Source organism: Pseudomonas sp. No.117 (assembly GCF_054558395.1).
Map to the genome: position 1 here is coordinate 83,631 of NZ_BAAJNP010000001.1, position 22,881 is coordinate 106,511.

Sequence of the window (22,881 nt, forward strand, 5' to 3'; positions counted from 1 at the left end):
CTAGAGGCGCTCCAGCGAGGGCATCCAGACGCGGATCAGCGAGAACAGTCGGTCCAGGTCGATGGGCTTGGCCAGGTAGTCGCTGGCGCCGGCGGCGAGGCAGCGCTCCTGGTCGTCCTTCATGGCCTTGGCGGTGATGGCGATGATCGGCAGCTTCTTCATGTGCGGCCGCTTGCGGATCTCGCGCATGGCTTCGTAGCCGTCCATCATCGGCATCATGATGTCCATCAGCACCAGGTCGATGGTGTCGCTGTTGTCGAGCTTCTCCAAGGCTTCCAGGCCGTTTCGGGCGATCTCCACCTTGGCACCCTTCTGCTCCAGGGCGCTGGTGAGGGCGAAGATGTTGCGCACGTCGTCGTCCACCAGCAACAGGGTGCGGCCGTCGAAGGCCTTCTCGCGGCTGCGGGCGCTCTCCAGCATGCGCTGGCGATCCAGCGGCATGTCGGCCTCGATCTTGTGCAGGAACAGCGTCACCTCGTCGAGCAGGCGCTCCGGTGAACGGGCACCCTTGATGATGATGGAGCGCGAATACTTGAGCAGCGCGGCTTCTTCGTCGCGCGACAGGCTGCGGCCGGTATAGACGATCACTGGCGGGAAGGAGCAGATGTCCTCGCTGGCCATGCGTTCGAGCAACTCGCCGCCTTCCATGTCGGGCAGCTTGAGGTCGATGACCATGCAGTCGTAGACCTCCGCACGCAGCAGTTCCAGTGCCTGGCTGCCCATCTCCACCGCGGTGATCTCCACGTCCACGTCGCCGATCAGCTTGGCGATGCTGTCCCGCTGCAGGGCGTCGTCTTCCACCAGCAGCACCCGCTTGATACCGGCGGCGAACTTGGCTTCCAGGCGGCCGAAGGCCTCCTTGAGTTCGTCGCGGGTGGTGGGCTTGATGGCGTAGCCGACCGCACCCATGTGCATGGCGGTCTCGATGCGATCCGAGGCCGAGACCACGTGCACCGGGATGTGCCGGGTCAGCGGGTTTTCCTTGAGCCGCTCCAGCACCGTCAGGCCGGAGTGGTCCGGCAGGCCCATGTCCAGCAGGATGGCGTCCGGGCGGTATTCCAGGGCGGCGGCGAAGCCTTCTTCGGCGCGATGGGTGACCAGGCAGCTGTACTTCAGCTCATGGGCCAGGTCGTAGAGGATCTGGGCGAAGGGCACCTCGTCCTCGATCACCAGCACCCGGCGATCCGGATAGGGCCAGCTGTCGCGGTCGTCGGTGAAGGCATTGCCCACCGGGGCCGCGGCCTCGGTGACTGGCGGCGCCGACTGCGGCCGCGCCGTGGCGGCCAGGGCCGGCATGGCGACGGACGCCGCAGCCGGGGCGCTGGCCGCGGCCGGCGCGGTGACCGGCGTCACCGGCAGGGTCGGCGCGGCGGCTTCCTGGTACTCCAGCGGCAGGCGCAGGGTGAAGGTGCTGCCCTCGCCCGGCTGGCTGGTGACGGTCAGGGTGCCACCCAGCAACAGCGCCAGGTCGCGGGAGATCGACAACCCCAGCCCGGTCCCGCCATAGCGCCGGGTGATGGCGCCGTCCGCCTGGCGGAAGGCCTCGAAGATCAGCTCCTGCTGCTCGGCAGCGATACCGATACCGGTGTCGCTCACCGCGAAACTGGGCTGGCCGTCCTCCAGGGACAGCCGCAGCGTCACCTGGCCGTGCTCGGTGAACTTGAAGGCGTTGGATAGCAGGTTCTTGAGGATCTGCTCGACCCGCTGGCGATCGCTGAAGAAGGCCGGCGGCATCCGCGCATCCAGCTCCACCACGAAGGCGACGCCCTTGTTCTGGGCCACCGGCTCGAAGGCGACCTTGAGACTCTCCACCAGGCGACGCATCGACATCTGCTCCGGGCGGATCTCCAGCATGCCGGCCTCGACCTTGGAGATGTCGAGGATGTCGTTGATCAGGGTGAGCAGGTCGTTGCCCGCCGAATAGATGGACTCGGCGTAGCGCACCTGCTCGTCGCTGAGATTGCCGACGGGGTTGTCCGCCAGCAGCTTGGAGAGGATCAGCGAGCTGTTCAGCGGGGTGCGCAGCTCATGGGACATGTTGGCCAGGAATTCCGACTTGTACTGGCTGGCCCGCTCCAGCTCCCGCGCGCGGTCCTCCAGCAGCTGCTGGGCTTCGTTGAGGCGATTGTTGCGGTCGTCCAGCACGTCGCGCTGCTGCAGCAGCTCCTGGGCCTGCTCGGACAGCTGCTCGTTGGTCTGCTCCAGCTCCGCCTGCTGCTGTTCCAGGTTGACCTGGGACTCCTTGAGGGCCTGGGATTGCTCTTCCAGCTCCTCGTTGGCGGTGCGCAGCTCTTCCTGCTGGACCTGCAGCTCCTCGTTGAGCTGCTGGGTTTCCGCCAGTACCTGCTGCAGCCGCTGGCGATAGCGCGCGGCCTCCACCGAGGAACCGATGGAGTCGGCGATCAGCGTCAGCAACTCCTGGTCCTGCGGGCGCAGGGCGCGCAGGAAGCCCAGCTCGACCACGCCGTTCACCCGGCCATCGTTCTCGATGGGCACGATGAGCGCCGCGCTGGCTTCACGCTCGCCCAATGCGGAATTGACCTTGAGGTAGTCGACTGGCAGTTGCTCCAGTGCCAGGCTGCGACCTTCCAGTACCGCCTGCCCGGCCAGGCCTTCGCCCGGAGCCAGGCGCTGGCGGCGGCGCCGACCTTCATCGTCCAGGGCGTAATCCGCGACCCGTTCCAGGGAACCGTCGTCGAGACGCACATAGAGGGCACCCGCCGCGGCACCCAGGTAGCGCGCCAGGAATTGCAGGATGCTCTGCCCCAGGGGCGCCAGCGCCGCCTGGCCGATGACGGCTTCGGACAGCTGATTCTGGCCCGAACGGAACCAGCTCTGCCGCTCCAGGTTCTCGGTGTGATCGGCCTGCTGGTCGAGCAGCCGGGTGTAGGTCGCGGAGAGCCGCATGAGTTCGCGGCGACCGAAGAAGGCCATGATGGCCGAGAGCAGCAGGCTGACGATGAGGAAGGCCGCGACGAAGATCACCGTCATCCGGCTGGCCGTCTCGGTGCGCTCGGCACGCATCTGCTCTTCGTAGGCGATGAAGTCGGTGTAATCGCGGCGGATGCTGTCGATGCGGTTCTTGCCCTGGCCATCGTTCAGCGGGGTCTGGAAGTCGCCGCCGACTCGCCGCGCCTCGATCACCTGGCTCGCGTACTGGCGCCACTCGCGGTGCACCGCCTCGATGCGTTCGAGACGGCGAATCTGCACGGCGCTGTCGCTGACTAGGTTCTTCAGCTCGTCGAGCTGCGGCTCGACGTTGGGCAGCGCCCGCTCATAGGGCTGCAGGAAGCCGGTGTTGCCGCTCAGCAGGTAGCCGCGCATGCCGGTTTCCAGGTCCACGACCAGGCGGAAATTGGCATTGGCCTCGCTGATGACGCGATCGGTGTGCTCGACCCACTGGGTGACCTTCAGCAGGTAATAGATGATGGCGATGAAGAAGATCGCGCTGAAGACGCCGATACTTAGAGGCAGCGTGAGGTTGCGTTTGAGGATCTGGCTGAAGTGCTTCTGATCCAGGGGCGACTCGCGATTCATAAGGTCTGAAAGCCTTGTACGGGACAAAACGGTCGGCGACGGCGAAGCCTCTGCCTGCGGAGGGGTGGCGTCACTGACCGAAGCACGACCGGCAGTCGGTCGAGGCGCCTGCCAGCCATTGGCCGGACTGCCTCGAACGGTGCTGCGCAGCGTGCCTTCGCCTAGCGCGGACGTCGTGCACGCTGGCCCCTTCGTCCCGGTTGGCGCTGGCCTGTCGGCCAGCTAAGCGACAGTGGACGCGCGAGGCGCGCCCAGGGCACCGATCAGCGACGGGCAATCACCCAGACGGCATGGATGATACCCGGAATATAGCCCAGCAGCGTCAGCAGGATGTTCAGCCAAAAGGCGCCGCCAAAGCCGACCTGCAGGAAGACGCCTACCGGAGGCAGGATGATGGCGAAGATGAGGCGGACGAGGTCCATATCGGGCTCCAGTACAGGGCAGGCAAGAAGATGCTGCTAAGACTGGCAGGCCCTGAATCAGGTTCCGGCGGGCAATAAAAAACCCCGCCGAAGCGGGGTTTCGCAGACTTAACCCGACTTCCGTGTCGGGCCGCCAATCCTTAGCCATCTATCCTTGAGAGTCTCTGCCCGACATCCTTGCCGGGGGGCCATCCTGGCCACATTTCCTTGAAATCACCTGGAGCGCTGGGTACATCCTGTACCGCGATCCGATGGGTGTAGATTACGCAGCTCCCCGAGCCCGGGCGATGGCTTATCGCGGCGACGTCGTGTAAGCCAAGGCTTACACGGAATGGCTAATCACCTTGCCGCTCAGTCGCTTAGAACGCCTCCTCGGCCAGGGCGTAGAGCGGCTGCGCGCCACTGCGCACGGCGGCAGCCAGGCTCAGGGTGCGCGGCAGCAGGCGGGCAAAATAGAAGCGCGCGGTGGCCAGCTTGGCCTCGGCGAAGCTGGCTTCCTGCTCCGCGGCGGCCACGGCGGCCCGCGTCCAGAGATAGCCATAGGCGACGTAGCCGAACAGGTGCAGGTAGTCCACCGAGGCCGCGCCGAGCTGGTGAGGATCGGCGGCACCGGCCTGCAGCAGCCACTCGGTCACGCCGTCCAGCTGATCCAGCGCCTGGCGCAGGGGCGCGGCGAATTCGCTGTCCGCCGGCAGGCTGGCGAGATAGCCATGGATCTCTTCGCTGAAGGGCCGATAGAGGGCGCCACGACTGCCGGCCAGCTTGCGGCCGACCAGGTCGAGGGCCTGGATGCCATTGGTGCCTTCGTAGATCTGGGTGATGCGCACGTCGCGCACCAGTTGCTCCTGGCCCCATTCGCGGATGTAGCCATGGCCGCCGAACACCTGCTGGCCATGCACGCACAGCTCCAGGCCGAGATCGGTGAGGAAGCCCTTGGCCACCGGGGTGAGCAGCGCCACCAGGGCCTCGGCGCGCTCGCGCTCGACCGGCTCCGGGCTGTACTTGGCGGTGTCCAGCTGCAGGGCGACGTAGCTGGAGAACAGCCGGCCGCCCTCGTTGAGCGCCTTCATGGTCAGCAACATGCGCCGTACATCGGGGTGCACGATTATCGGATCGGCATTCTTGGCGGCCTGCTGGATGCCAGCCGGCGAGCGGCTCTGCAGACGTTCGCGGGCATAGGCCAGGGCGTTCTGGTAGGAGCGCTCGCTCGAGCCCAGGCCCTGGATGCCGACGCCCAGGCGCTCGTAGTTCATCATGGTGAACATGGCCGCCAGGCCCTTGTTGACCTCGCCCACCAGGTAACCGACCGCCCCGTCGAAATTCATCACGCAGGTGGCAGCGCCCTTGATGCCCATCTTGTGCTCCAGGGAGCCACAGGCCACGGCATTGCGCTCGCCCAGGTTGTCCGCCTCGTCCACCCGGATCTTGGGTACCAGGAACAGCGAGATGCCCTTGGAACCGGCCGGGGCGTCGGGCAGCTTGGCCAGCACCAGGTGGATGATGTTCTCGGTGAGGTCGTGCTCGCCGGCGGTGATGAAGATTTTGGTGCCGGTGACCCGGTAGCTGCCGTCGGCCTGGGGTTCGGCGCGGGTGCGGATCAGCCCCAGGTCGGTACCGGCATGGGGCTCGGTCAGGCACATGGAGCCGGCCCACTGGCCGCTGTAGAGATTGGGCAGGTAGGCCTGCTTCAGCGCTTCGCTGCCATGGGCATGCAGCGCCAGGCAGGCACCGGCGCTGAGCATCGGGTAGAGGCCGAAGGCCAGGCAGCTGGCGTGCATCATCTCCTCGACCTGGGCGGTGAGCACCTTGGGCATGCCCATGCCGCCGTATTCGGGATCACCGCCGACGCCGACCCAGCCGCCCTCGGCGAAGGCCTGGTAGGCCTGGCGGAAGCCCTGGGGCGTGGTCACTTCGCCGTCTTGCCAGTGGCAGCCTTCTTCATCGGAATTGCGATTGAGCGGCGCCAGTTCCTGGGCGCACAGCTTGCCGGCTTCTTCGAGGATGGCATCGGCGGTCTCGCCGTCGACCACCTCGGCCAGCGCGGGCCACTGGCTCCAGCGTTCCTTGACCTTGAGGACGGCATCCAGCACGAAACGGATATCGCGAAGCGGCGGGGTATAGTCGGCCATGTCGAGTCTCCTCGGAAGGTGTTCTTGTCGGTATGACTCGAGTGTAAGACCGAACCGGAAGGGAGACATAGGTTCATGATCTGACCCTTCGGTCAGCCGATCAGAGGTCTCCCAGTGTCGGATTTTCGCCCCCGCGAAAAGGCAAAAACCCCGCCAGGGCGGGGTTTTCAGCGGAGCTGCGACGGCTTAGTAACCGAGGGCGAAGTCTTCCTCGGCCAGGGCCATCAGGCTGCCGGCGCCGGCCAGCAGCGCCTCAGCATGGGCGCGGGTACGGGGCAGCAGGCGCTGGTAGTAGAAGCGCGCGGTGGCCAGCTTAGCCTGGTAGAAGGCGGCTTCGTCGGTACCGGCGGCCAGCTTCTCGGCGGCGACCCGGGCCATGTCGGCCCAGAAGTAGGCCAGGCAGCAGTAGCCGGAGTACATCAGGTAGTCGACGGCGGCGGCGCCCACTTCCTCGCGATCCTTCATGGCAGCCATGCCGACCTTGAGGGTGATCTCGCCCCACTCCTTGTTCAGCTTGGCAAGCGGCTCGACGAAGGCCTTGAGTTCGGCGTTCTCGGCATTGGCCTGGCAGAACTTGTGCACCACCTTGGTGAACGCCTTGAGCGACTCACCCTGGGTCATCAGCACCTTGCGACCCAGCAGGTCGATGGCCTGGATGCCGGTGGTGCCCTCGTAGAGCATGGCGATGCGGGCATCGCGCAGGTTCTGCTCCATGCCCCACTCGGCGATGTAGCCATGGCCGCCGTAGATCTGCACGCCGTGGCTGGCCGCCTCGAAGCCGACCTCGGTCATGAAGGCCTTGGCGATGGGGGTGAGGAAGGCCAGCTGGGTCTCGACCTGCTGCTTCTGCTCCTCGTCCTGGCTGTACTTGAGGACGTCCACCAGCTTGGCGGTGTAGTAGATCATCGCCCGGCTGCCTTCGGCGAAGGCCTTCATGGTCAGCAGCATGCGGCGCACGTCGGGGTGGACGATGATGGGATCGGCGGGCTTTTCCGGCGCCTTGGGGCCGGTCAGGGATCTCATCTGCAGCCGCTCGCGGGCGTACTTCAGGCCACCCTGGAAGGCCACCTCGGCATGGGCCAGGCCCTGCAGGGCGGTACCGATGCGGGCGAAGTTCATGAAGGTGAACATGCAGTTCAGGCCGCGATTCGGCGGGCCGATCAGGAAGCCGGTGGCGCCGTCGAAGTTCATCACGCAGGTGGCGTTGCCGTGGATGCCCATCTTATGTTCGAGGGAACCGCAATGCACGGCGTTGCGCTCGCCGGCGGCGCCGCTGGCGTCGGGCAGACGCTTGGGAACGATGAACAGCGAGATGCCCTTGGTGCCGGCGGGGGCGTCGGGCAGGCGGGCCAGCACGATGTGCACGATGTTCTCGGCCATGTCGTGCTCACCGGCGGAGATGAAGATCTTGGTGCCGGTGATGGCGTAGCTGCCATCCGCGCGCGGCTCGGCCTTGGTGCGCAGCATGCCCAGGTCGGAACCGCAGTGGGGTTCGGTCAGGCACATGGTGCCGGTCCACTCGCCGGTCACCAGCTTTTCCAGGTAGGTGTGCTTCTGCTCGTCGGTGCCGTGCTGTTCCAGGGTGTTCATGGCACCGTGGGACAGGCCGGGGTACATGCCCCAGGACCAGTTGGCCTGGCCGACCATTTCCGACAGCGAGATGCCGAGCGACTCGGGCAGGCCCTGACCACCGTGGGCCGGGCTGTGCGCCAGGCTCGGCCAGCCGCCTTCGACGAACTGGGCATAGGCTTCCTTGAAGCCGTCGGGGGTCTTCACACCCTCCTCGCTCCAGGTGCAGCCCTGCTGATCGCCGATGCGATTGAGCGGCGCCAGCACCTGCTCGCAGAACTTGGCGCCTTCTTCGAGGATGGCGGAGACCATGTCGGGAGTGGCATCGCCGCAACCGGGCAGGCTCTGGTAGTGCGCGTCATAACCCAGCAGTTCGTCGCGAACGAAGCGGATGTCCCGCAGGGGGGCCTTGTAATCGGGCATGACTGTTACCTCTTTGCGAATGCTTGTTGTCGAGGAAGGCGGGCCGCTGCCCGCGAGCGTTTAAACAGTTGTTTGAAACTTATGTTCTAGCCCTGTCCTTGTCAAGCGGGGCGGAGACGAGCGGAGCGACCGGTCAGTCCGTCAAGACCAGGGCTTCGCTCAGCGCTGCCACGGCGCTCGGGCGCACCAGCCGCGCCAATTCCTGGCCGTCCTTGAGCAGGATCAGCGTGGGCCAAAGCTTGACCCGAAAGGAGCGCCCCAGGCGTCGCCCGGCGCCATCCTCGATCTTCAGGTGGCGCACGCCGGGATACTCCTCCAGGGCCTGGGCGAGCATCGGTTGGGCAGCGCGGCAATGGCCACACCAGGGCGCGCCGAATTCCAGCAGGGTCACCCCTGGCAGGGCATCGACGTCGGCCCGGGCGGGCTCCTGGGCGGCGTAGTCGTGGGTCATGGGCATCGCGAGACTCCTGAAGTCGGTTCCAACGGTGGACAAGTCGCTGCCGGGACTGCTCGGTCAGGCGAAAAGGACTAGCGTCGACCTGCGGTACGCCCCGACTCCAACACGATAAGACAAGGCGCTTCATTTCTGCCTCCGCCCCCTCCCTTTTCCTGAGGCCCGCCATGAGCCAGACAGCGACGTCCGTTTCACCCGCCACCCTGCGCAAGGTCATCTCCGCCGCGTCCATCGGCAACTTCGTCGAATGGTTCGATTTCGCCCTGTACGGCTTTCTCGCCACCCTGCTCGCCGCCCACTTCTTTCCCAGTGGCGACGCGACCGCCGGCCTGCTCAAGACCTTCGCCGTGTTCGCCGTGGCCTTCGCCTTCCGGCCGCTGGGCGGCATCGTCTTCGGCCTGCTCGGCGATCGCATCGGCCGCAAGCGCACCCTGGCGCTGACCATCCTGATCATGGCCGGCGCCACCGCGCTGATCGGCATCCTGCCCAGCTACGCCACCATCGGCATCTGGGCGCCGATCCTGCTGACGCTGATCCGCTGCGCCCAGGGCTTTTCCGCCGGTGGTGAATACGCCGGTGCCTGCGCCTACGTGATGGAGCACTCGCCGCGCGATCGCCGCGGGCGCTATGGCAGCTTCGTGCCGGTTTCCACCTTCCTGGCCTTCGCCAGTGCGGCGCTGACCGCCTGGGGCCTGGAACGGCTGCTGGGCGCCGCGGCCATGGCCGACTGGGGCTGGCGCATCCCCTTCCTGGCCGCCGCGCCGCTGGGCCTGATCGGCCTCTACCTGCGGCTCAAGCTGGACGAGACCCCGGCCTTCCAGGCGCTGGAGGCCGACCACGAGGTCAGCCACTCGCCGCTGGGCGAGACGCTGCGGCTGCAGGGTCGCTCCATCCTGCGCCTGGGCGCCTTCATCTCGCTGACGGCGCTGTCCTTCTATATGTTCACCACCTACTTCTCCACCTACCTGCAGCTGGCCGGCGGCTTCGACCGGGCCGCGGCCCTGGCCATCAGCCTGATCACCCTGTTCGCCGCCGCGGCCGCCTGCCCGGTACTCGGGCGCGTCACCGACCGCATCGGGCGGCGCATGACCACGGTGCTGGCCAGCCTGGTACTGGCGGTGGGCGTCTATCCGGCGCTGCTGCTGGCCAGTAGCGGCCAGTTCGGCAGCGCCCTGCTGGGCTCGCTGCTGCTGGGCGCCGGCGCGGTGCTGTGCAACGTGGTGACGGCACCCCTGCTCAGCGAGGTCTTTCCGACCCGTACCCGCTACACCGCGGGCGCCATCACCTATAACCTGGCCTACACCATCTTCGGCGGCACCGCCCCGCTGATGGCCACCTGGCTGATCGGCACCACCGGCAGCAATCTTTCCCCGGCGCTCTACCTGATCCTGATCGCCCTGCTCGGCCTGGTCGGTGGCCTGAGCCTGCCCGAGACCTCGCGGATCGATTTGGACGAGATCCCCGAAGGCGGCGAGACCGGCTACCGGACGGTACGCGGCTAGACCGCTCGTCTCATGGCCGGCACTTCCTCCGGGCCAGCCTGCCGATAGGCAAAAGGCCCGGAGTTTTCCCATGCCCACCGCCCCCGACTTGCAACGCTTCGTCGATGCCCAGGCGACGACCTATGCCAGCGCCCTGGCGGAGATCAGTGCCGGGCGCAAACGCAGCCACTGGATGTGGTTCGTCTTCCCGCAGATCGCCGGGCTCGGCCGGAGTGAGACTGCGCAGCGCTATGCCATCGCCTCGCGCGACGAAGCCAGCGCCTACGTGGCGCATCCCCTGTTGGGGCCGCGGCTGCGCGAGATCACGGCGGCGGCGCTGGAGCACCCCGACCTCTCACCTACCGCCCTGTTCGGGCAACCGGACGATCTCAAGTTCCACTCCAGCCTCACCCTCTTCGCCGCCGTGGCCGAGGATCCCGAACCCTTCCGCCAGGCGCTGAAGACCTTCTTCGCCGGCCAGCCGGATGAGGCCACCCTGGCGCGGCTCTGCTAGCGCCAGAGGTCGGGTAGCGCACCATCTTGCCCGGTGACCGGATCGGTCAGCGGGCGGGGTACCTGGCCGATCAGCGCCAGCGCGCGGGCATGGGCCGCGGGATCGGCGCGTTGGGTGATGAAATCTTCCTGGCCCGGCGGATAGGCTCCCACCACCAGGAAGTCCGCGCTGGACTCCAGGCTGCGGTGGCCGGTGCCCGCGGGTAGCACCACCACGTCACCCGCCGCCACGCTCACGTCCTGGCCCCGCTCGCCGCCCAGGCGCAGCTTCGCCTGACCCCGCGCCACCCCGAGTACCTCATGAGCATTGGGGTGGTAGTGATGGTAGTCGTAGACGCCATAGCGCCACTGCGGCGGCCAGTCATGGCGGGCGAACAGGCGTTCCAAGGCCGCTGCGCGGTCGGCGCCGTCCAGGGGCACCTGGCGATAGAGCAGCACCGGCAGGCGACTGTTGGGGATGACGCCGTCATCGGCGAAGTGCAGTTGTTCGGGCTGGCCCGCGTCGACCGGCGCGGCCAGGGCCACGGCGGCAGGAGCCAGGCCCAGCAGCAGGGACAGGATCGACAGGGGTAGGCGACGGGACATGGCGCGCTTCTCCAGGGCTTTGCCAATGGAGGCCCGCCTGGCGGCGGGGTTCAGTAGCGCCTACCAGGTGGCTAAGCCAGCCACTCCCGCAACAGCGCCGTGGTCCGTTCCGGCAGCTCCAGCGGCGGCAGGTGGCCGCAGTCGTCCAGCACCACCAGGCGTGAATCCTGGATGCCGGCGTGCATGAGCTCGGCCTCAGGCGGAGGGGTGAGCTGGTCCTGAGCGCCGACCACGATCAGCGTCGGTATCTGGATCTGCGCCAGGGTCGGGCGCGAGTCGACCCGCTCGATGATCGACCGCTGCTGGCGCAGGAAGGCCTCCTTGCCCACCGCCTTGCCCATGGCCAGTACGGTGTCGGCGACCGGCGTGCCCAGGCGCGAGGCATGGATCAGCCGCGGCAGCAGCTGCGGACTGATGCCGAGGAAGCGCCCGCGCTCCGCCAGCTCGAGCATGGCGCGGCGCTGGGCGGCGCGCTCGGGGGCGTCCGGGCTGGCCATGGTGTCGAACAGGGCCAGCCGCGCCACCCGCTCCGGGGCCTGGCGCAGGATCTCGAAGGCGACGTAGCCGCCCATGGACAGCGCACCCAGGGCGAAACGCGGCGGCGCCTCGGCCAGCACCCGGCGAGCCATGGCGGCGATACCGACATCCCGGGTGAGATCGGGGATGTGTACAGCGCAGGTATCGGCCAGGTCGGCGGCCTGGGTGGTCCAGAGGCGCTCGTCGCACAGCAGGCCGGGCAAGAGGACCAGGGGAAGCGAATCGGCAACAATCATCACGGGGGACTTGAGGGACATTGCGGAAAACGCGCAGTGTAGCGCGGATCGCTGGCGAACCCGGCGGGCTTCGCAGGTTCCAAGGGACATTGCCAAGGACTCGGAAACACCCATGCGTACTGAAGGCTTCTTCGATTGGCTCGGCGCGGCGCTCGGCCAGGTCATCCGTTTCATAATCGATCTGTTCGGCTCGGTTCTGGGCGGCCTGGCCGACGCCGTGCACGACTTTCTCCATGGCATGGCTCGCTCCATCGGCATGGACGACTCCTACATCAGCTTCGTGGTCCTGGCCATCGGCCTGCTGCTGCTCTATGCCGCGGTGCGCGCCTTCATGGCCCGCTCGGTGGTGGGCGGCGTGATCTGGCTGATCCTCGGGCTGATGGTGATGAGCTGGCTGATCCGCGGCTGACTGGTGGCCAGGCGCCCGGCCTGGCACAGTAGGGATCTCCCACGGCACGGATGCCGCCATGTCCCCACCCCTCCGCCATGTCCTGCAGCGCCAGTGGCAGCGCCTGCGCCCGGGCACCAGTTGCGCTCTGTGCGCCGCCTGGCTGCCCGCAGGCCTGCCCCTCTGCGAGGGCTGCGACAGCGAGTTGCCCTGGCTGGGCGCCCATTGCTCGTGCTGCGCCCTGCCCCTGCCGGTGGATGGCCTGCTCTGTGGCGCCTGCCTGGCCAGGCCACCGGCCTTCGACCAGGTGCTGGCGCCCTGGCGCTATGCCTTTCCGGTCGACGCCGTGATCAACAGGTTCAAGCACCGCGACCAGGGCAGTCTCGGCCGGCTGGCCGGTACCCTGCTGGCGCGGCACCTGCAGCACCTGTTCGACGAGGGGCAGCCACGCCCGGAGTTGCTGTTGCCGGTGCCTCTCTCACCGCAACGCCTGCGTCAGCGTGGATTCAACCAGGCTGGCCTGCTGGCCGACTGGCTCGGCAAGGCCGTGCAATTGCCGGTGAACGCGAAAGTGTTACAACGTGTGCAGGAACAGCACAGTCAGCAAGGGCTGAGTGCCAGCGAACGCCAGCGCAATCTCCGGCAGGCCTTCGCCCTGCTGGACGAGGCGGCGCTGGCCGGCAGGCACGTGGCCCTGGTGGACGACGTCCTGACCACCGGCGCCACCGCGGACAGCCTGGCGCGCCTGCTCAAGCGCGCCGGTGCCCGGCGGGTCGATGTCTATTGCCTGGCCCGAACGCCGCCGCCCGGCGACTAGCCTTGTCACCAAAACGTCATTCAGTCTGACTAGCCTCGCCTGCACACCGTAAGGAAGCCTCCAGCATGCACAGCGAACAGACCGATCTCGAACGCCTCGTCCATCTCAGCCGCCGCCGCTTCATCGGCGCCGGGGCCCTGGCCGGTGCCGCCCTGTTCCTTGGCGGCGGCCTGCTCGGTCGCAGCGCCCTGGCCGATGCCGTGAGCGAAGCCAGTGGCAATCCGCTGATCGGCTTCGCCAACATCCCCGCCTCCACCGCCGACACCCTGGTGGTGCCGCCCGGCTATCGCGCCAGCGTGCTCATCAGCTGGGGCCAGCCGCTGCACACCGATGGCCCGGCCTTCCGCCCCGACGGCAGCCCGAGCGCCGCCGATCAGGCGCTGCAGTTCGGCGACAACAACGACGGCATGGCCTTCTTCCCCTTCCCGGACGATGCGGAGCGGGCGCTGATGGCGATCAACAACGAATACACCAACTACCGCTATCTGCTCAGCCACGGCACCCCGCCCAAGTCGCTGGAAGACACCCGCAAGGCCCAGGCCGCCGAGGGCGTCTCGGTGATCGAGGTACGGCGTAAGGACGGCCAGTGGCACTTCGTCCAGGGCTCGCCCTACAACCGTCGGGTGCACGGCAATACGCCCATCGCCGTCAGCGGTCCGGCCGCCGGCCATGAGCTGCTGAAGACCGCGGCCGATCCGGCCGGACGCGAGGTCCTGGGTACCTTCCAGAATTGCTCCAGCGGCGCCACGCCCTGGCACACCTATCTGACCTGCGAAGAGAACTTCACCGACGTCTTCGGCAGCCGCGACGCCAACTTGAAGTTCGACGCCGCCCAGAAGCGCTATAGCGTCAAGCACGCCAGCGTGGAGAACGACTGGCACCTGCACGACGACCGCTTCGACCTGGCGCAGAACCCCAACGAACTCAACCGCCATGGCTGGATCACCGAGATCGACCCCTTCGATCCCGAGGGCAAGCCGGTCAAGCGCACCGCCCTGGGCCGCTTCAAGCACGAGAACGCCGCCCTCACCCGCACCCGGGATGGGCGCGCGGTGGTGTACATGGGCGACGACGAGCGCGGCGAATTCATCTACAAGTTCGTCAGCCGCGACCCTATCCAGGCCGAGCCCAAGGCCAATCGCAACCTGCTCGACCAGGGCACCCTCTATGTCGCCCGCTTCGACGAGGGCGATCGCGACCCGAACCGCCCCAAGGGCCGCGGCCAGTGGTTGCCGCTGGTCCACGGCGAGAATGGCCTGACCCCCGCCAACGGCTTCGCCGGTCAGGCCGAGGTACTCATCCATGCCCGCCAGGCCGGCAGCCAGGTCGGCGCCACGCGCATGGACCGGCCCGAGTGGATCGCCGTCAGCCCCAAGGACGGCCAGGTCTATTGCACCCTGACCAACAACACCAAGCGCGGCGAGGACGGCCAGCCGGTGGGTGGCCCCAACCCCCGCGCCAACAACCTCTATGGCCAGATCGTGCGCTGGCGGGAAGACGGCGACGACGCCGGCGCCCTGGCCTTCGACTGGGACCTCTTCGTCATCGCCGGCAATCCCAAGGTGCATGCCGGCAAGCCCGAGGCCGGCTCCCAGCAGATCAACGCCGAGAACATGTTCAACAGCCCGGACGGCCTGGGCTTCGACGCCGCCGGCCGGCTCTGGGTGCTCACCGACGGCAAGTACAGCAACAAGGGCGACTACGAGGGCATGGGCAACAACCAGATGCTCTGCGCCGATCCGCGCAGTGGCGAGATGCGCCGCTTCCTGGTCGGCCCGGTGGGTTGCGAGGTCACCGGCCTGGCCTTCTCGCCGGACTACAGGACGATGTTCGTCGGCATCCAGCACCCGGGCGAAGAAGGCGGCTCCCAGTTCCCGGAACAACAGCCGAACGGCCAGCCACGCTCCTCGGTGATGGTCATCACCCGCGAGGATGGCGGGGTGATCGGCGCCTGATCAGTCCTGCGCCTGCTCCAGCAGCCAGGTTTGGAACAGGCGCATGGCCGGGGTGGCATGCCGATGGCGCGGCTGCATGAGATTCAAGCGGCCGCGGCTCGGCACCCGCTCCGGCAGGGCCAGACACAGACGCCCTTCGCCCAGCTCGGCCTGCAACAGGTGCTCCCAGCCAAGCACCACGCCCTGGCCGCACAGGGCTCCCTGTAGCAGCAGCTGATAGCTGTTACTTCTGAGGCTATGGGCCGGCGGCTTATAGACCTGACCCAGCGCCTGATACCAGTCCGACCAGGTCATCCAGTCGTGGTAGTGATCCTCCAGCACCAGCAGTCGGTGGCCATCGAGCAGGTGCGCAGCATCGCGCGGCAGACCATGGCGCTGGCGATAGGCAGGCGCGCAGACACAGATCACCCCTTCGTGATCAAACAATGGCAGCGACGTCAGCCCGCCAGGAGCGGGTTCGTCGTCCAGCTGATAGAACAGGCCCAGGTCGAATTCGCTCAGTTCCAGGCTCGCGGGACCGTCGCAGCAAAGCAGACGTACCTCCAGTTCCGGATGCCGCTGCTGCAGGTCGGGCAGCCTGGCAGCCAGCCAATGCCCAGCCAGGGTGGCAGTGGTGGCCAGGGTGAGTTGCCGCTCACCGCTGCGGCGCCTGAGCGCCGCGGACTCACCAGCCAGCTCGCGCAGCCAGCGCTGCACGCTGGCGAAATAGCGCTCGCCACCCGGAGTCAGGGCGATCCCCTGGGCGGTACGGCGGAACAGCGGCCTGGCCAGGTCCTCTTCCAGGCGCCTTATCTGCCGACTGATGGCACTCTGCGACAGGTTCAGCTCGGCCGCCGCCAGGGTAAAGCTGCCATGCCGGGCCGCTGCCTCGAAGGCTTCCAGACAGGTCAGCGGCGGCAGGTTGGCATTGCGTAGCGTCATGGCGGCACTCGATGGACGAGAAGCCAGTCACCCTAAGCCGCCACCGTCTCCGCGGCAAGCCACTCCTTTCTCAGTGGGGGCCCCGTGGTAGACGGCGCTGCCAGGTCCGCCGACTGACCTCGACGCCCTCGCAGCGGGCGACCTGCTCCACCTCCAGGAGGAAGTGCTCGGTGTCACCGCTCAGGGCCAAGCGGCTGTCCACTTCCACCTGCCAGTCGGTGCGGCCGGCACGGTAGTGCCACTGGATCTCGGCGGAGGTCGCCAGGGGATCGTCCGGCAAGGTCCGATACCGTTCCCGGCAACGCTGGTCGACCTCGAGCCCATGGTCGAGAAAGCGCACGGCGCCCAGATCATCGTCGATTTCCACCTGGATTTCGCCGCTGGCCACATCCTCGCGGATCACCCGGCCAGGCTGCGCCTGGCGCAGTACCTCCAACCGCGCGGGCGGCGCGCTTTCCGGCTCGGCGAAGGGCGAGTCACCCAACGCCCCATGAAAGCGGGGTAACACCAGCGTCTGCAGTCCGGGTTGCAGGCTCAGCCGGGTCAGGCGCGGACTGGGCCAGAGCAGCGGAAAACTCGCGGTGGACAGCGACACTCTCAGGCGATAGCCCGCCGGCACTCGGTAACCGACCTGGTCCAGGACCAGTTCGAGCGTCACGGGAGCGCCCGGGGTCAAGGCGCGCTGCTCGGCCATGTCATCGCTGACCGCCAGGTTGCGCACCCCGTAGGTGATCTGCTGCACCTGGCCATCGGGCGCCACCGCATTGAGGCGCGCCACCAGTTGGCCACCCGTCCCGTCGCTGGCGAGGGTTAGGTTCAGGCGTGGCGCCCCGAGCAGATCGAGAGGTTCGTCCAGCGGGGGCGAGTCGAAGCACAGCGACAGGGCATCGTCGCGCCGCTGGTCGGTGGGGCCGTCGGGGCCATACCAGATGGCGCACCAACGCCCCTGACCCAGGCCGGTAGTTGTCGGCGAGGCGAAGGTCCGCGGCTGCTCCAGGGAGCGGAGGTCCCTCACCAAGCCGGTGTCGCTCAGCGACCAGCACAGCTCCTCCCCCTCTTCCGGCGGCCAGGCAGCGACCCGCGCCCAGGCACCGGGACGCTCGGCGTAGCTGGGCCGTGGCGGCAGAGCATCCTGCAGGTAGAAGGCGCCGGCCGCTTCGTCCATGATCCCGTCGTCGATGCCCTTGAGCCAGTAATCCCACCAGCGCTTGGCTTCCTGCAGAAAGCCGATGGCCGGATTGGGCACGGCGAAATGGGGATACTTGTGAATCCAGGGCCCCATCAGGGCCTTTTTCGGGCCGGGCAGTCGCTCGAACATCCGGGCGACCGTATTGCGGTAGGCATCGCCCCAACCGCCGATGCAGTAGACGGCCGCCTGGATGTCGGCATAGTCCTCGTTGATCGAGCCATGGCGCCAATAGGCATCCTTGACCGGATGCTCCAGCCAGTTGGCGGCCAGCATCGGCATCCTGTCCAGGCGCTCCAGCCAGCGTTCCCGCCAGGCCGCACCGACCAGCAGTGGATCGGGCACCGCGGCGGAAAAGTTGAGCATGGTGGCGGCCCAGCCCAGGTTTTCCATGAGCAGGGCGCCACCCTTGTAGTGGATGTCGTCGGCGTAGCGATCGTCGGTGGAGCAGAGGGTGATGATGGCCTTGAGCGCCGCCGGCCGGCGCGCAGCCACCTGCAGGCTGTTGAAGCCGCCCCAGGAGATGCCCTGCATGCCGACGTTGCCGTCGCACCAGGGCTGGCGGCACAGCCAGTCGATCACCTCCAGGGCATCGTCCTGCTCCTGCTTGAGGTACTCGTCGAACATCAGCCCTTCGGACTCGCCATTGCCGCGCATGTCCACCCGTATGCAGGCATAGCCGTGCCCGGCCATCCAGGGATGGGTCAAGGCATCACGCACCGCCGTGCCGTCGCGCTTGCGGTAGGGCAGGTATTCGAGGATCGCCGGTACGGGGCATGTCTCGGCATCCTCCGGCAGCCAGAGCCGCGCCGCGAGGCGTGTACCGTCGGCCAGGGAGATCCAGGCGTTCTCGATCTCCCGGATCGACCGGGGGAAGGTTTCTCTCACAGGCATGTCAGGCAGGTTCCGTCAGGACTTGGCCAAAGGGATGAGCAGGGGCGTCCTCGGGCACCTCGACCGGCGGCTCCAGGCGCCGTGGATCGCTCATCCAGTACGGGAGGGCGCAGGCCGCTCCGATGACGATGAACAACGCGGGAAAGCCGCCCAGGTTGCTCAGCATCTTGATGCCATCCACACCGACGAAGGCCACCATTATCCAGCCGACGATACCGACGATGGCGCCCCACAGCAGCTTGAGCAGCGGACTACCGCCAGCCGCATCGGCGGTGACCCCGTGCACGCTGAGATTGGCCAGGACGTCGGTATTGGCATCGGCGGCGGTCACGAAGGAAATGAAGGCCACGAACAACAGCAGGGCGATCAGCCAACCGCTACCGGGCAACTCGTCGAGCAGCTCGTAGAGCAGGTGCTCGATACCGCGTTGCGCCAGCAGGGTATTGAGCGCCCCGCCGCTGGCCAGATCGGCGTGCAGGGCAAAGCCGGAGAAGACACAGATCCACAGGGCGGTGAACAGCGCCGGGTAGAGCGCGGTATAGCGAATGAATTCCCGGACCGTGTAGCCCCGCCCGATCTTGCCGAGGAACAGGGCGCTGACCGGAGCCCAGGCGAACCATACCGCCCAGTAAAAGATGGTCCAGCTCTGCGGCCACTTGTCGCCGCTGGAGGCACCGGTGAACAGGCTGCGCGAGAAGAAATTCTGCAGGTAGTCACCGAGGCCCTCGGTGCCCAGGGTGAACATGTAGAGCGTCGGCCCGCACAGCAACACGAAGGCGCCCAGCGCCAGCATCAGCCAGGTGTTGACCACCGAGCACCAGACGATGCCCTTCTGCAGGCCGCTGATGGCCGAGGCGACGTAGGTGACGACGATCAGCGCGATGACCACACCCAGCCGGGCCGGCGTGGTCTCGCCCCCGATGTACTGGCCCAGGCCACCGGCCAGGGTCAGAGCACCCGTGCCCAGGGACGAGGCCATGCCCGCCACCAGCGCGAACATCGCCAGGGTATCGATGAGACCGCTGCACCGCCGGGCCAACCGCTCGCCAAGCACCGGCTCGAGCATCGCGCCAATGCTGAAGGCCCGCTTGCGGTTATGAAAGGCCAGCGCAAACACCAGCGACGGCACCACGTAGATGGCATAGGGCGTCAGCGTCCAGTGCATGAACATCGTCGACATGGCAAAACGCGTTGCCGCCGGGCTACCTGGCTCGATGCCCAGGCTGGTCGGCGGACTATGCAGGTGATAGAGCGGTTCGGCGGTGGTCCAGAACAGCACGCCCACTGCCAAGGTGCAGCACAGGGTCACGACGAACCAGCGCCAGCGGTTGAGCAGCGGCTTGGCCTCGGTGCCACCGATGCGTACCTGTCCCAGCGGCGAAAAATAGACGCTGGCGGTCAGGACGACCATGGCCAGCGCCGCCAGGCTGAACAGCCAGGAAAAATCATCCAGCAGGAGTGAGTTGAGCCGCTGGGTGAAGGCCAGGAAACCCTGCAGGTCGACGTAGCTGGCCACCACCGCAGCCAGCAGGGTCAGGAAGGTCGGCCAGAACACTAGATTACGCAGCGGATGTCGCATCGAATTCGCTCCCTCGTGTGCATGCCGGCCCGGGCCGACGCCTTGCCTTACTAAAGAGACTGTCCCCTCGCCATGCAATCGCCGAATACGGATGAGGTCATGCAGCGCACGCATAGCGCACCGGCTTCGCGCCGGTCGGATCGCCATTGCACGGACGAGGTGCAACCAACTCGAACTCACAAAGGTGTCACCTTGCGTTAGCATCTCCCGGATGCAGGGTGGCAATCGCCATCGTCCCCGTGACCGAGGAGCGCGCCATGTCTCATCCCTTCGAAAATCTCAGCCCCGACCTCGTCATCGATGCCATCGAAAGCCTGGGTTATCTCAGCGATGCTCGCGTCCTGGCACTCAACAGCTACGAAAACCGCGTCTATCAGATCGGCATCGAGGGCGAGACCCCGCTGATCGCCAAGTTCTATCGCCCGGATCGCTGGACCGACGCGGCCATCCTCGAGGAGCACGCCTTTTCCGCCGAGCTGGAAGAACGCGAGGTACCGGTCGTCGCGCCGTTGCAGCGTGAGGGCCAGACGCTGTTCACCCATGCCGGCTTCCGTTTCGCCCTCTTTCCCCGCCGCGGTGGTCGGGCGCCCGAGCCGGGTGATCTCAACCAGTTGCACCGCCTGGGCCAGTTGCTCGGGCGCCTGCATGCGGTGGGCGCCAGCCGACCCTTCCAGCATCGCGAGACGCTGGACGTCCAGGGCTACGGCCACGCCTCCCTGGATACCCTGCTGACCGGCAACTTCATCCCCCAGAGCCTGCTGCCCGCCTATGAATCGGTGGCCCGCGATCTACTCCTGCGGCTCGACGAACTCTTCGAGGGCGTCAGCTACGACGTGATCCGCCTGCATGGCGATTGCCACCCCGGCAACCTGCTCTGCCGGGACGACGCCTATCACATCGTCGACCTCGACGACTGTCGCCACGGCCCGGCCATGCAGGATCTGTGGATGCTGCTGGCCGGCGATCGCCAGGAGCGGTTGACGCAGCTGTCCGAACTGATGGACGGCTACGAGGAATTCCACGACTTCCAGCCCCGCGAACTGGCCCTGATCGAGGGGCTGCGCACCCTGCGCCTGATGCACTACAGCGCCTGGCTGGCGCGGCGCTGGGATGACCCGGCCTTTCCCAAGAGCTTTCCCTGGTTCGGCAGCGAACGCTATTGGGGCGACCAGATCCTCACCCTGCGCGAGCAGCGCGCCGCCCTGGACGAGGCGCCGTTGCGACTGTTCTAGCCTTCGTGCGACGCGTGGAAAACGCCTTGCGGTTTTCCACCCTACCAGGCTTCCTGCCAGGGGCCCGGATACCCCCTCTCCCGCAGGGAGAGGGCTGGGGTGAGGGTGAGCCTCGCGATGACTTCTCCAGTGGAAAAGGCCGCGCCGTTTTCACGCTACGGGCTCCAACGCCCCCTCTCCCTCTGGGAGAGGGCTGGGGTGAGGGCAGGCCTAGCGATGAGCTCTTCAGTGGAAAAGACTGCGCCGTTTTCCACGCTAAAAGACTGATCGCGGCCATGGCCGCGATTGACGTCGTGACGCGCAAATCGCCAGCGCGCCGCCTCATCCCAGCATCCCACCGCTCCTTGAGCTATCCTGCCCGGACAAGAACGTTGCCTGCCTAAGGATCCCTCATGTCTGCCTTGCGCCAGGGTTATGCCCTGGGCCTCACCGCCTACGGGCTGTGGGGCTTGTTTCCGCTGTTCTTCAAGCTGCTGGCGGCCCTGCCGGCGACCGAGATCCTGTTCCAGCGCATCCTCTGGTCGGCCCTGTTCAGTGCCCTGCTCCTGCTGGTCTGGCGCCACCGTGGCTGGTGGGCGGAATTGCGTGTTTACCCCCGGCGGCTGCTCTGGCTGGCGCTGTCCGGCACCCTGGTCGCCAGCAACTGGCTGGTCTACATCTGGGCGGTCAACAATGCCCACGTGGTCGAGGCCAGCCTGGGCTACTACATCAATCCGCTGGTCAACATCCTGCTCGCCCTGGTGCTCCTCGGCGAACGGCTGCGACCACTGCAATGGCTGGCCGTAGGCCTGGCGGTCCTGGGAGTAGCCCAGCAGCTGTGGACCCTCGGACAGCTGCCCTGGGTCTCCCTGGCCCTAGCCCTGACCTTCGCCTTCTATGGCCTGGTGCGGCGGCAGACACCGGTAGCCGCGCTGCCGGGCATGGTGGTGGAGAGCTGGATGCTGGTGCCCATCGCCTTGATCGCCCTGCCGCTGCTGACCCCGGGGGTGAGCCTGCAGGCGGAGGTCTGGCAGTCGTCCCTGGGCCTGCTGATCGTGCTGGCCGGACCCGTCACCCTGATCCCCCTGCTGTGCTTCAACGCCGCGGCGCGCAAGCTGCCCTACTCGACCCTGGGCTTCCTGCAGTACATCGCCCCGACCCTGGTGCTGATCCAGGCGGTCTGGCTCTATGGCGAGCCCTTCCCGCGCGAGCGACTGTTCGCCTTTCTCTGCATCTGGGCCGGCCTCGCGGTGTTCAGCTTCGATCTCTGGCGCGCCAGCCGCAAGCTCAGAGCCTGTCCCAAGGCTCGCGAGCCAGGGACCAACCAGGCCTAGGCGACCGCGGAAAGACCTGAGGAAGCGGATCGGAGTCGCCCTCGACCGGATCCGCGTGCGGGTCCAAGCCTGGTCAATGAGCAGGGCGCCGTGGCTGCCCGGGCGGGGCTGGCGATCCAGGGTCTTGCAGCGCCCTTCGGCCGAGGCGCAGCAGACCTCGAACAGGCGCCGAAGGCCAGATAGCAGAACGCCCCTGGCAAGGGGCGTTCGGTACCGCGGAGGAGCCGATCAGGCTTCGCCGGCGGTCTGCATGCGCGCCAGTTCCTGGGCGTAGAGGGCGTCGAAGTTCACCGGCTGCAGCATCAGCGCGGGGAAGGAGCCACGCACCACCATGTTGTCCAGCGCCTCACGGGCGTAGGGGAACAGGATGTTGGGGCAGAAGGCACCCAGGGCGTGGGCCATGGAAGCGGCGTCCAGGCCCTTGATCAGGAAGATGCCACCCTGCTGCACTTCGGCGATAAAGGCGGTCTCTTCGTTGTTCTTGACCGTCACGGTCAGGGTCAGCACCACTTCGTGGAAGTCGTCGCCCAGGGTCTTCTGGCGGGTGGCCAGGTCCAGGTTGACGTTCGGCTGCCACTCCTGGCGGAAGATCTCGGGGCTCTTGGGGGCCTCGAAGGACAGGTCGCGGATGTAGATGCGCTGGAGGGAGAACTGAGCGCCGTCTTCCTGGGCGCCATTGGCTTGATCGGTCATGGTAGGGCCTTGAGTGA

The 22,881-nt window shown here is 67.0% G+C and carries 18 protein-coding genes; 7 read left to right on the plus strand and 11 right to left on the minus strand.

Features of this window, described 5'->3' with window-relative positions:
- From ACYJP6_RS00380 to ACYJP6_RS00400, 5 genes are all read right to left on the minus strand, one after another.
- Entirely contained in the window at positions 1 to 3,537 is a 3,537-nt protein-coding gene (locus tag ACYJP6_RS00380; RefSeq protein WP_459472389.1) for a response regulator, read from the minus strand.
- Between the two features lie 263 nt (positions 3,538 to 3,800).
- Entirely contained in the window at positions 3,801 to 3,959 is a 159-nt protein-coding gene (locus tag ACYJP6_RS00385) for a YqaE/Pmp3 family membrane protein (protein WP_145008616.1), read from the minus strand.
- A 359-nt stretch (positions 3,960 to 4,318) separates the two neighbouring features.
- Positions 4,319 to 6,088 (minus strand): acyl-CoA dehydrogenase C-terminal domain-containing protein, encoded by a 1,770-nt coding sequence (locus tag ACYJP6_RS00390; protein ID WP_459472391.1) that lies wholly within the window; start codon positions 6,086 to 6,088, stop codon positions 4,319 to 4,321.
- A gap of 186 nt (positions 6,089 to 6,274) precedes the next feature.
- Positions 6,275 to 8,080, minus strand: a complete 1,806-nt coding sequence (locus ACYJP6_RS00395) for a phenylacyl-CoA dehydrogenase (protein ID WP_459472392.1) — start codon at positions 8,078 to 8,080, stop codon at positions 6,275 to 6,277.
- A 133-nt stretch (positions 8,081 to 8,213) separates the two neighbouring features.
- Positions 8,214 to 8,537 (minus strand): thioredoxin family protein, encoded by a 324-nt coding sequence (locus tag ACYJP6_RS00400; RefSeq protein WP_459472394.1) that lies wholly within the window; start codon positions 8,535 to 8,537, stop codon positions 8,214 to 8,216.
- A 164-nt stretch (positions 8,538 to 8,701) separates the two neighbouring features.
- Between ACYJP6_RS00400 and ACYJP6_RS00405 the strand changes: the two genes are divergently transcribed.
- On the plus strand, positions 8,702 to 10,036 hold the full coding sequence (locus ACYJP6_RS00405; protein WP_459472396.1) for an MFS transporter: 1,335 nt from the start codon (positions 8,702 to 8,704) through the stop codon (positions 10,034 to 10,036).
- Positions 10,037 to 10,106: 70 nt separating this feature from the next.
- A complete protein-coding gene (locus ACYJP6_RS00410) occupies positions 10,107 to 10,529 on the plus strand; it encodes a DUF1810 domain-containing protein (protein ID WP_459472398.1) in 423 nt (140 codons plus the stop codon).
- On the opposite strand, the gene ACYJP6_RS00415 is transcribed toward ACYJP6_RS00410, so the two are convergent.
- Both ACYJP6_RS00415 and ACYJP6_RS00420 read right to left on the minus strand, forming a co-directional pair.
- Positions 10,526 to 11,113 (minus strand): cupin domain-containing protein, encoded by a 588-nt coding sequence (locus ACYJP6_RS00415; RefSeq protein WP_459472400.1) that lies wholly within the window; start codon positions 11,111 to 11,113, stop codon positions 10,526 to 10,528. The genes ACYJP6_RS00410 and ACYJP6_RS00415 overlap by 4 nt on opposite strands.
- A gap of 71 nt (positions 11,114 to 11,184) precedes the next feature.
- Positions 11,185 to 11,886 carry an alpha/beta fold hydrolase gene (locus tag ACYJP6_RS00420; protein WP_459472402.1) on the minus strand — a complete coding sequence of 234 codons (702 nt, stop codon included), beginning with the start codon at positions 11,884 to 11,886 and terminating at the stop codon, positions 11,185 to 11,187.
- 112 nt (positions 11,887 to 11,998) lie between these two features.
- Between ACYJP6_RS00420 and ACYJP6_RS00425 the strand changes: the two genes are divergently transcribed.
- The 3 genes from ACYJP6_RS00425 to ACYJP6_RS00435 all read left to right on the plus strand — a co-directional run bounded on the left by ACYJP6_RS00425 (position 11,999) and on the right by ACYJP6_RS00435 (position 15,046).
- Positions 11,999 to 12,295 (plus strand): hypothetical protein, encoded by a 297-nt coding sequence (locus ACYJP6_RS00425; protein ID WP_007159771.1) that lies wholly within the window; start codon positions 11,999 to 12,001, stop codon positions 12,293 to 12,295.
- A gap of 58 nt (positions 12,296 to 12,353) precedes the next feature.
- Complete coding sequence (locus ACYJP6_RS00430) at positions 12,354 to 13,091, plus strand: phosphoribosyltransferase family protein (protein ID WP_459472404.1); 738 nt, start codon at positions 12,354 to 12,356, stop codon at positions 13,089 to 13,091.
- 65 nt (positions 13,092 to 13,156) lie between these two features.
- Positions 13,157 to 15,046 (plus strand): PhoX family protein, encoded by a 1,890-nt coding sequence (locus tag ACYJP6_RS00435; protein WP_459472406.1) that lies wholly within the window; start codon positions 13,157 to 13,159, stop codon positions 15,044 to 15,046.
- On the opposite strand, the gene ACYJP6_RS00440 is transcribed toward ACYJP6_RS00435, so the two are convergent.
- The 3 genes from ACYJP6_RS00440 to ACYJP6_RS00450 all read right to left on the minus strand — a co-directional run bounded on the left by ACYJP6_RS00440 (position 15,047) and on the right by ACYJP6_RS00450 (position 19,626).
- The gene (locus tag ACYJP6_RS00440; protein ID WP_459472408.1) at positions 15,047 to 15,967 is read right to left on the minus strand and encodes a LysR substrate-binding domain-containing protein; all 921 of its coding nucleotides are present in this window, start codon (positions 15,965 to 15,967) and stop codon (positions 15,047 to 15,049) included. It lies immediately after the preceding gene.
- 70 nt (positions 15,968 to 16,037) lie between these two features.
- On the minus strand, positions 16,038 to 18,047 hold the full coding sequence (locus ACYJP6_RS00445; RefSeq protein ID WP_459472410.1) for a CocE/NonD family hydrolase: 2,010 nt from the start codon (positions 18,045 to 18,047) through the stop codon (positions 16,038 to 16,040).
- 1 nt (position 18,048) lies between these two features.
- Positions 18,049 to 19,626: a BCCT family transporter gene (locus ACYJP6_RS00450; protein ID WP_459472411.1), complete on the minus strand. Its 1,578-nt coding sequence runs from the start codon at positions 19,624 to 19,626 to the stop codon at positions 18,049 to 18,051.
- Between the two features lie 257 nt (positions 19,627 to 19,883).
- Between ACYJP6_RS00450 and ACYJP6_RS00455 the strand changes: the two genes are divergently transcribed.
- Both ACYJP6_RS00455 and rarD read left to right on the plus strand, forming a co-directional pair.
- The gene (locus ACYJP6_RS00455) at positions 19,884 to 20,858 is read left to right on the plus strand and encodes a serine/threonine protein kinase (protein ID WP_459472413.1); all 975 of its coding nucleotides are present in this window, start codon (positions 19,884 to 19,886) and stop codon (positions 20,856 to 20,858) included.
- Positions 20,859 to 21,250: 392 nt separating this feature from the next.
- Positions 21,251 to 22,171 carry an EamA family transporter RarD gene (gene rarD / locus ACYJP6_RS00460; protein WP_459472415.1) on the plus strand — a complete coding sequence of 307 codons (921 nt, stop codon included), beginning with the start codon at positions 21,251 to 21,253 and terminating at the stop codon, positions 22,169 to 22,171.
- A 228-nt stretch (positions 22,172 to 22,399) separates the two neighbouring features.
- Here rarD and secB read toward each other — a convergent pair whose 3' ends face one another.
- The gene (gene secB, locus ACYJP6_RS00465) at positions 22,400 to 22,864 is read right to left on the minus strand and encodes a protein-export chaperone SecB (protein WP_059313278.1); all 465 of its coding nucleotides are present in this window, start codon (positions 22,862 to 22,864) and stop codon (positions 22,400 to 22,402) included.
- Positions 22,865 to 22,881: the final 17 nt, after the last annotated feature.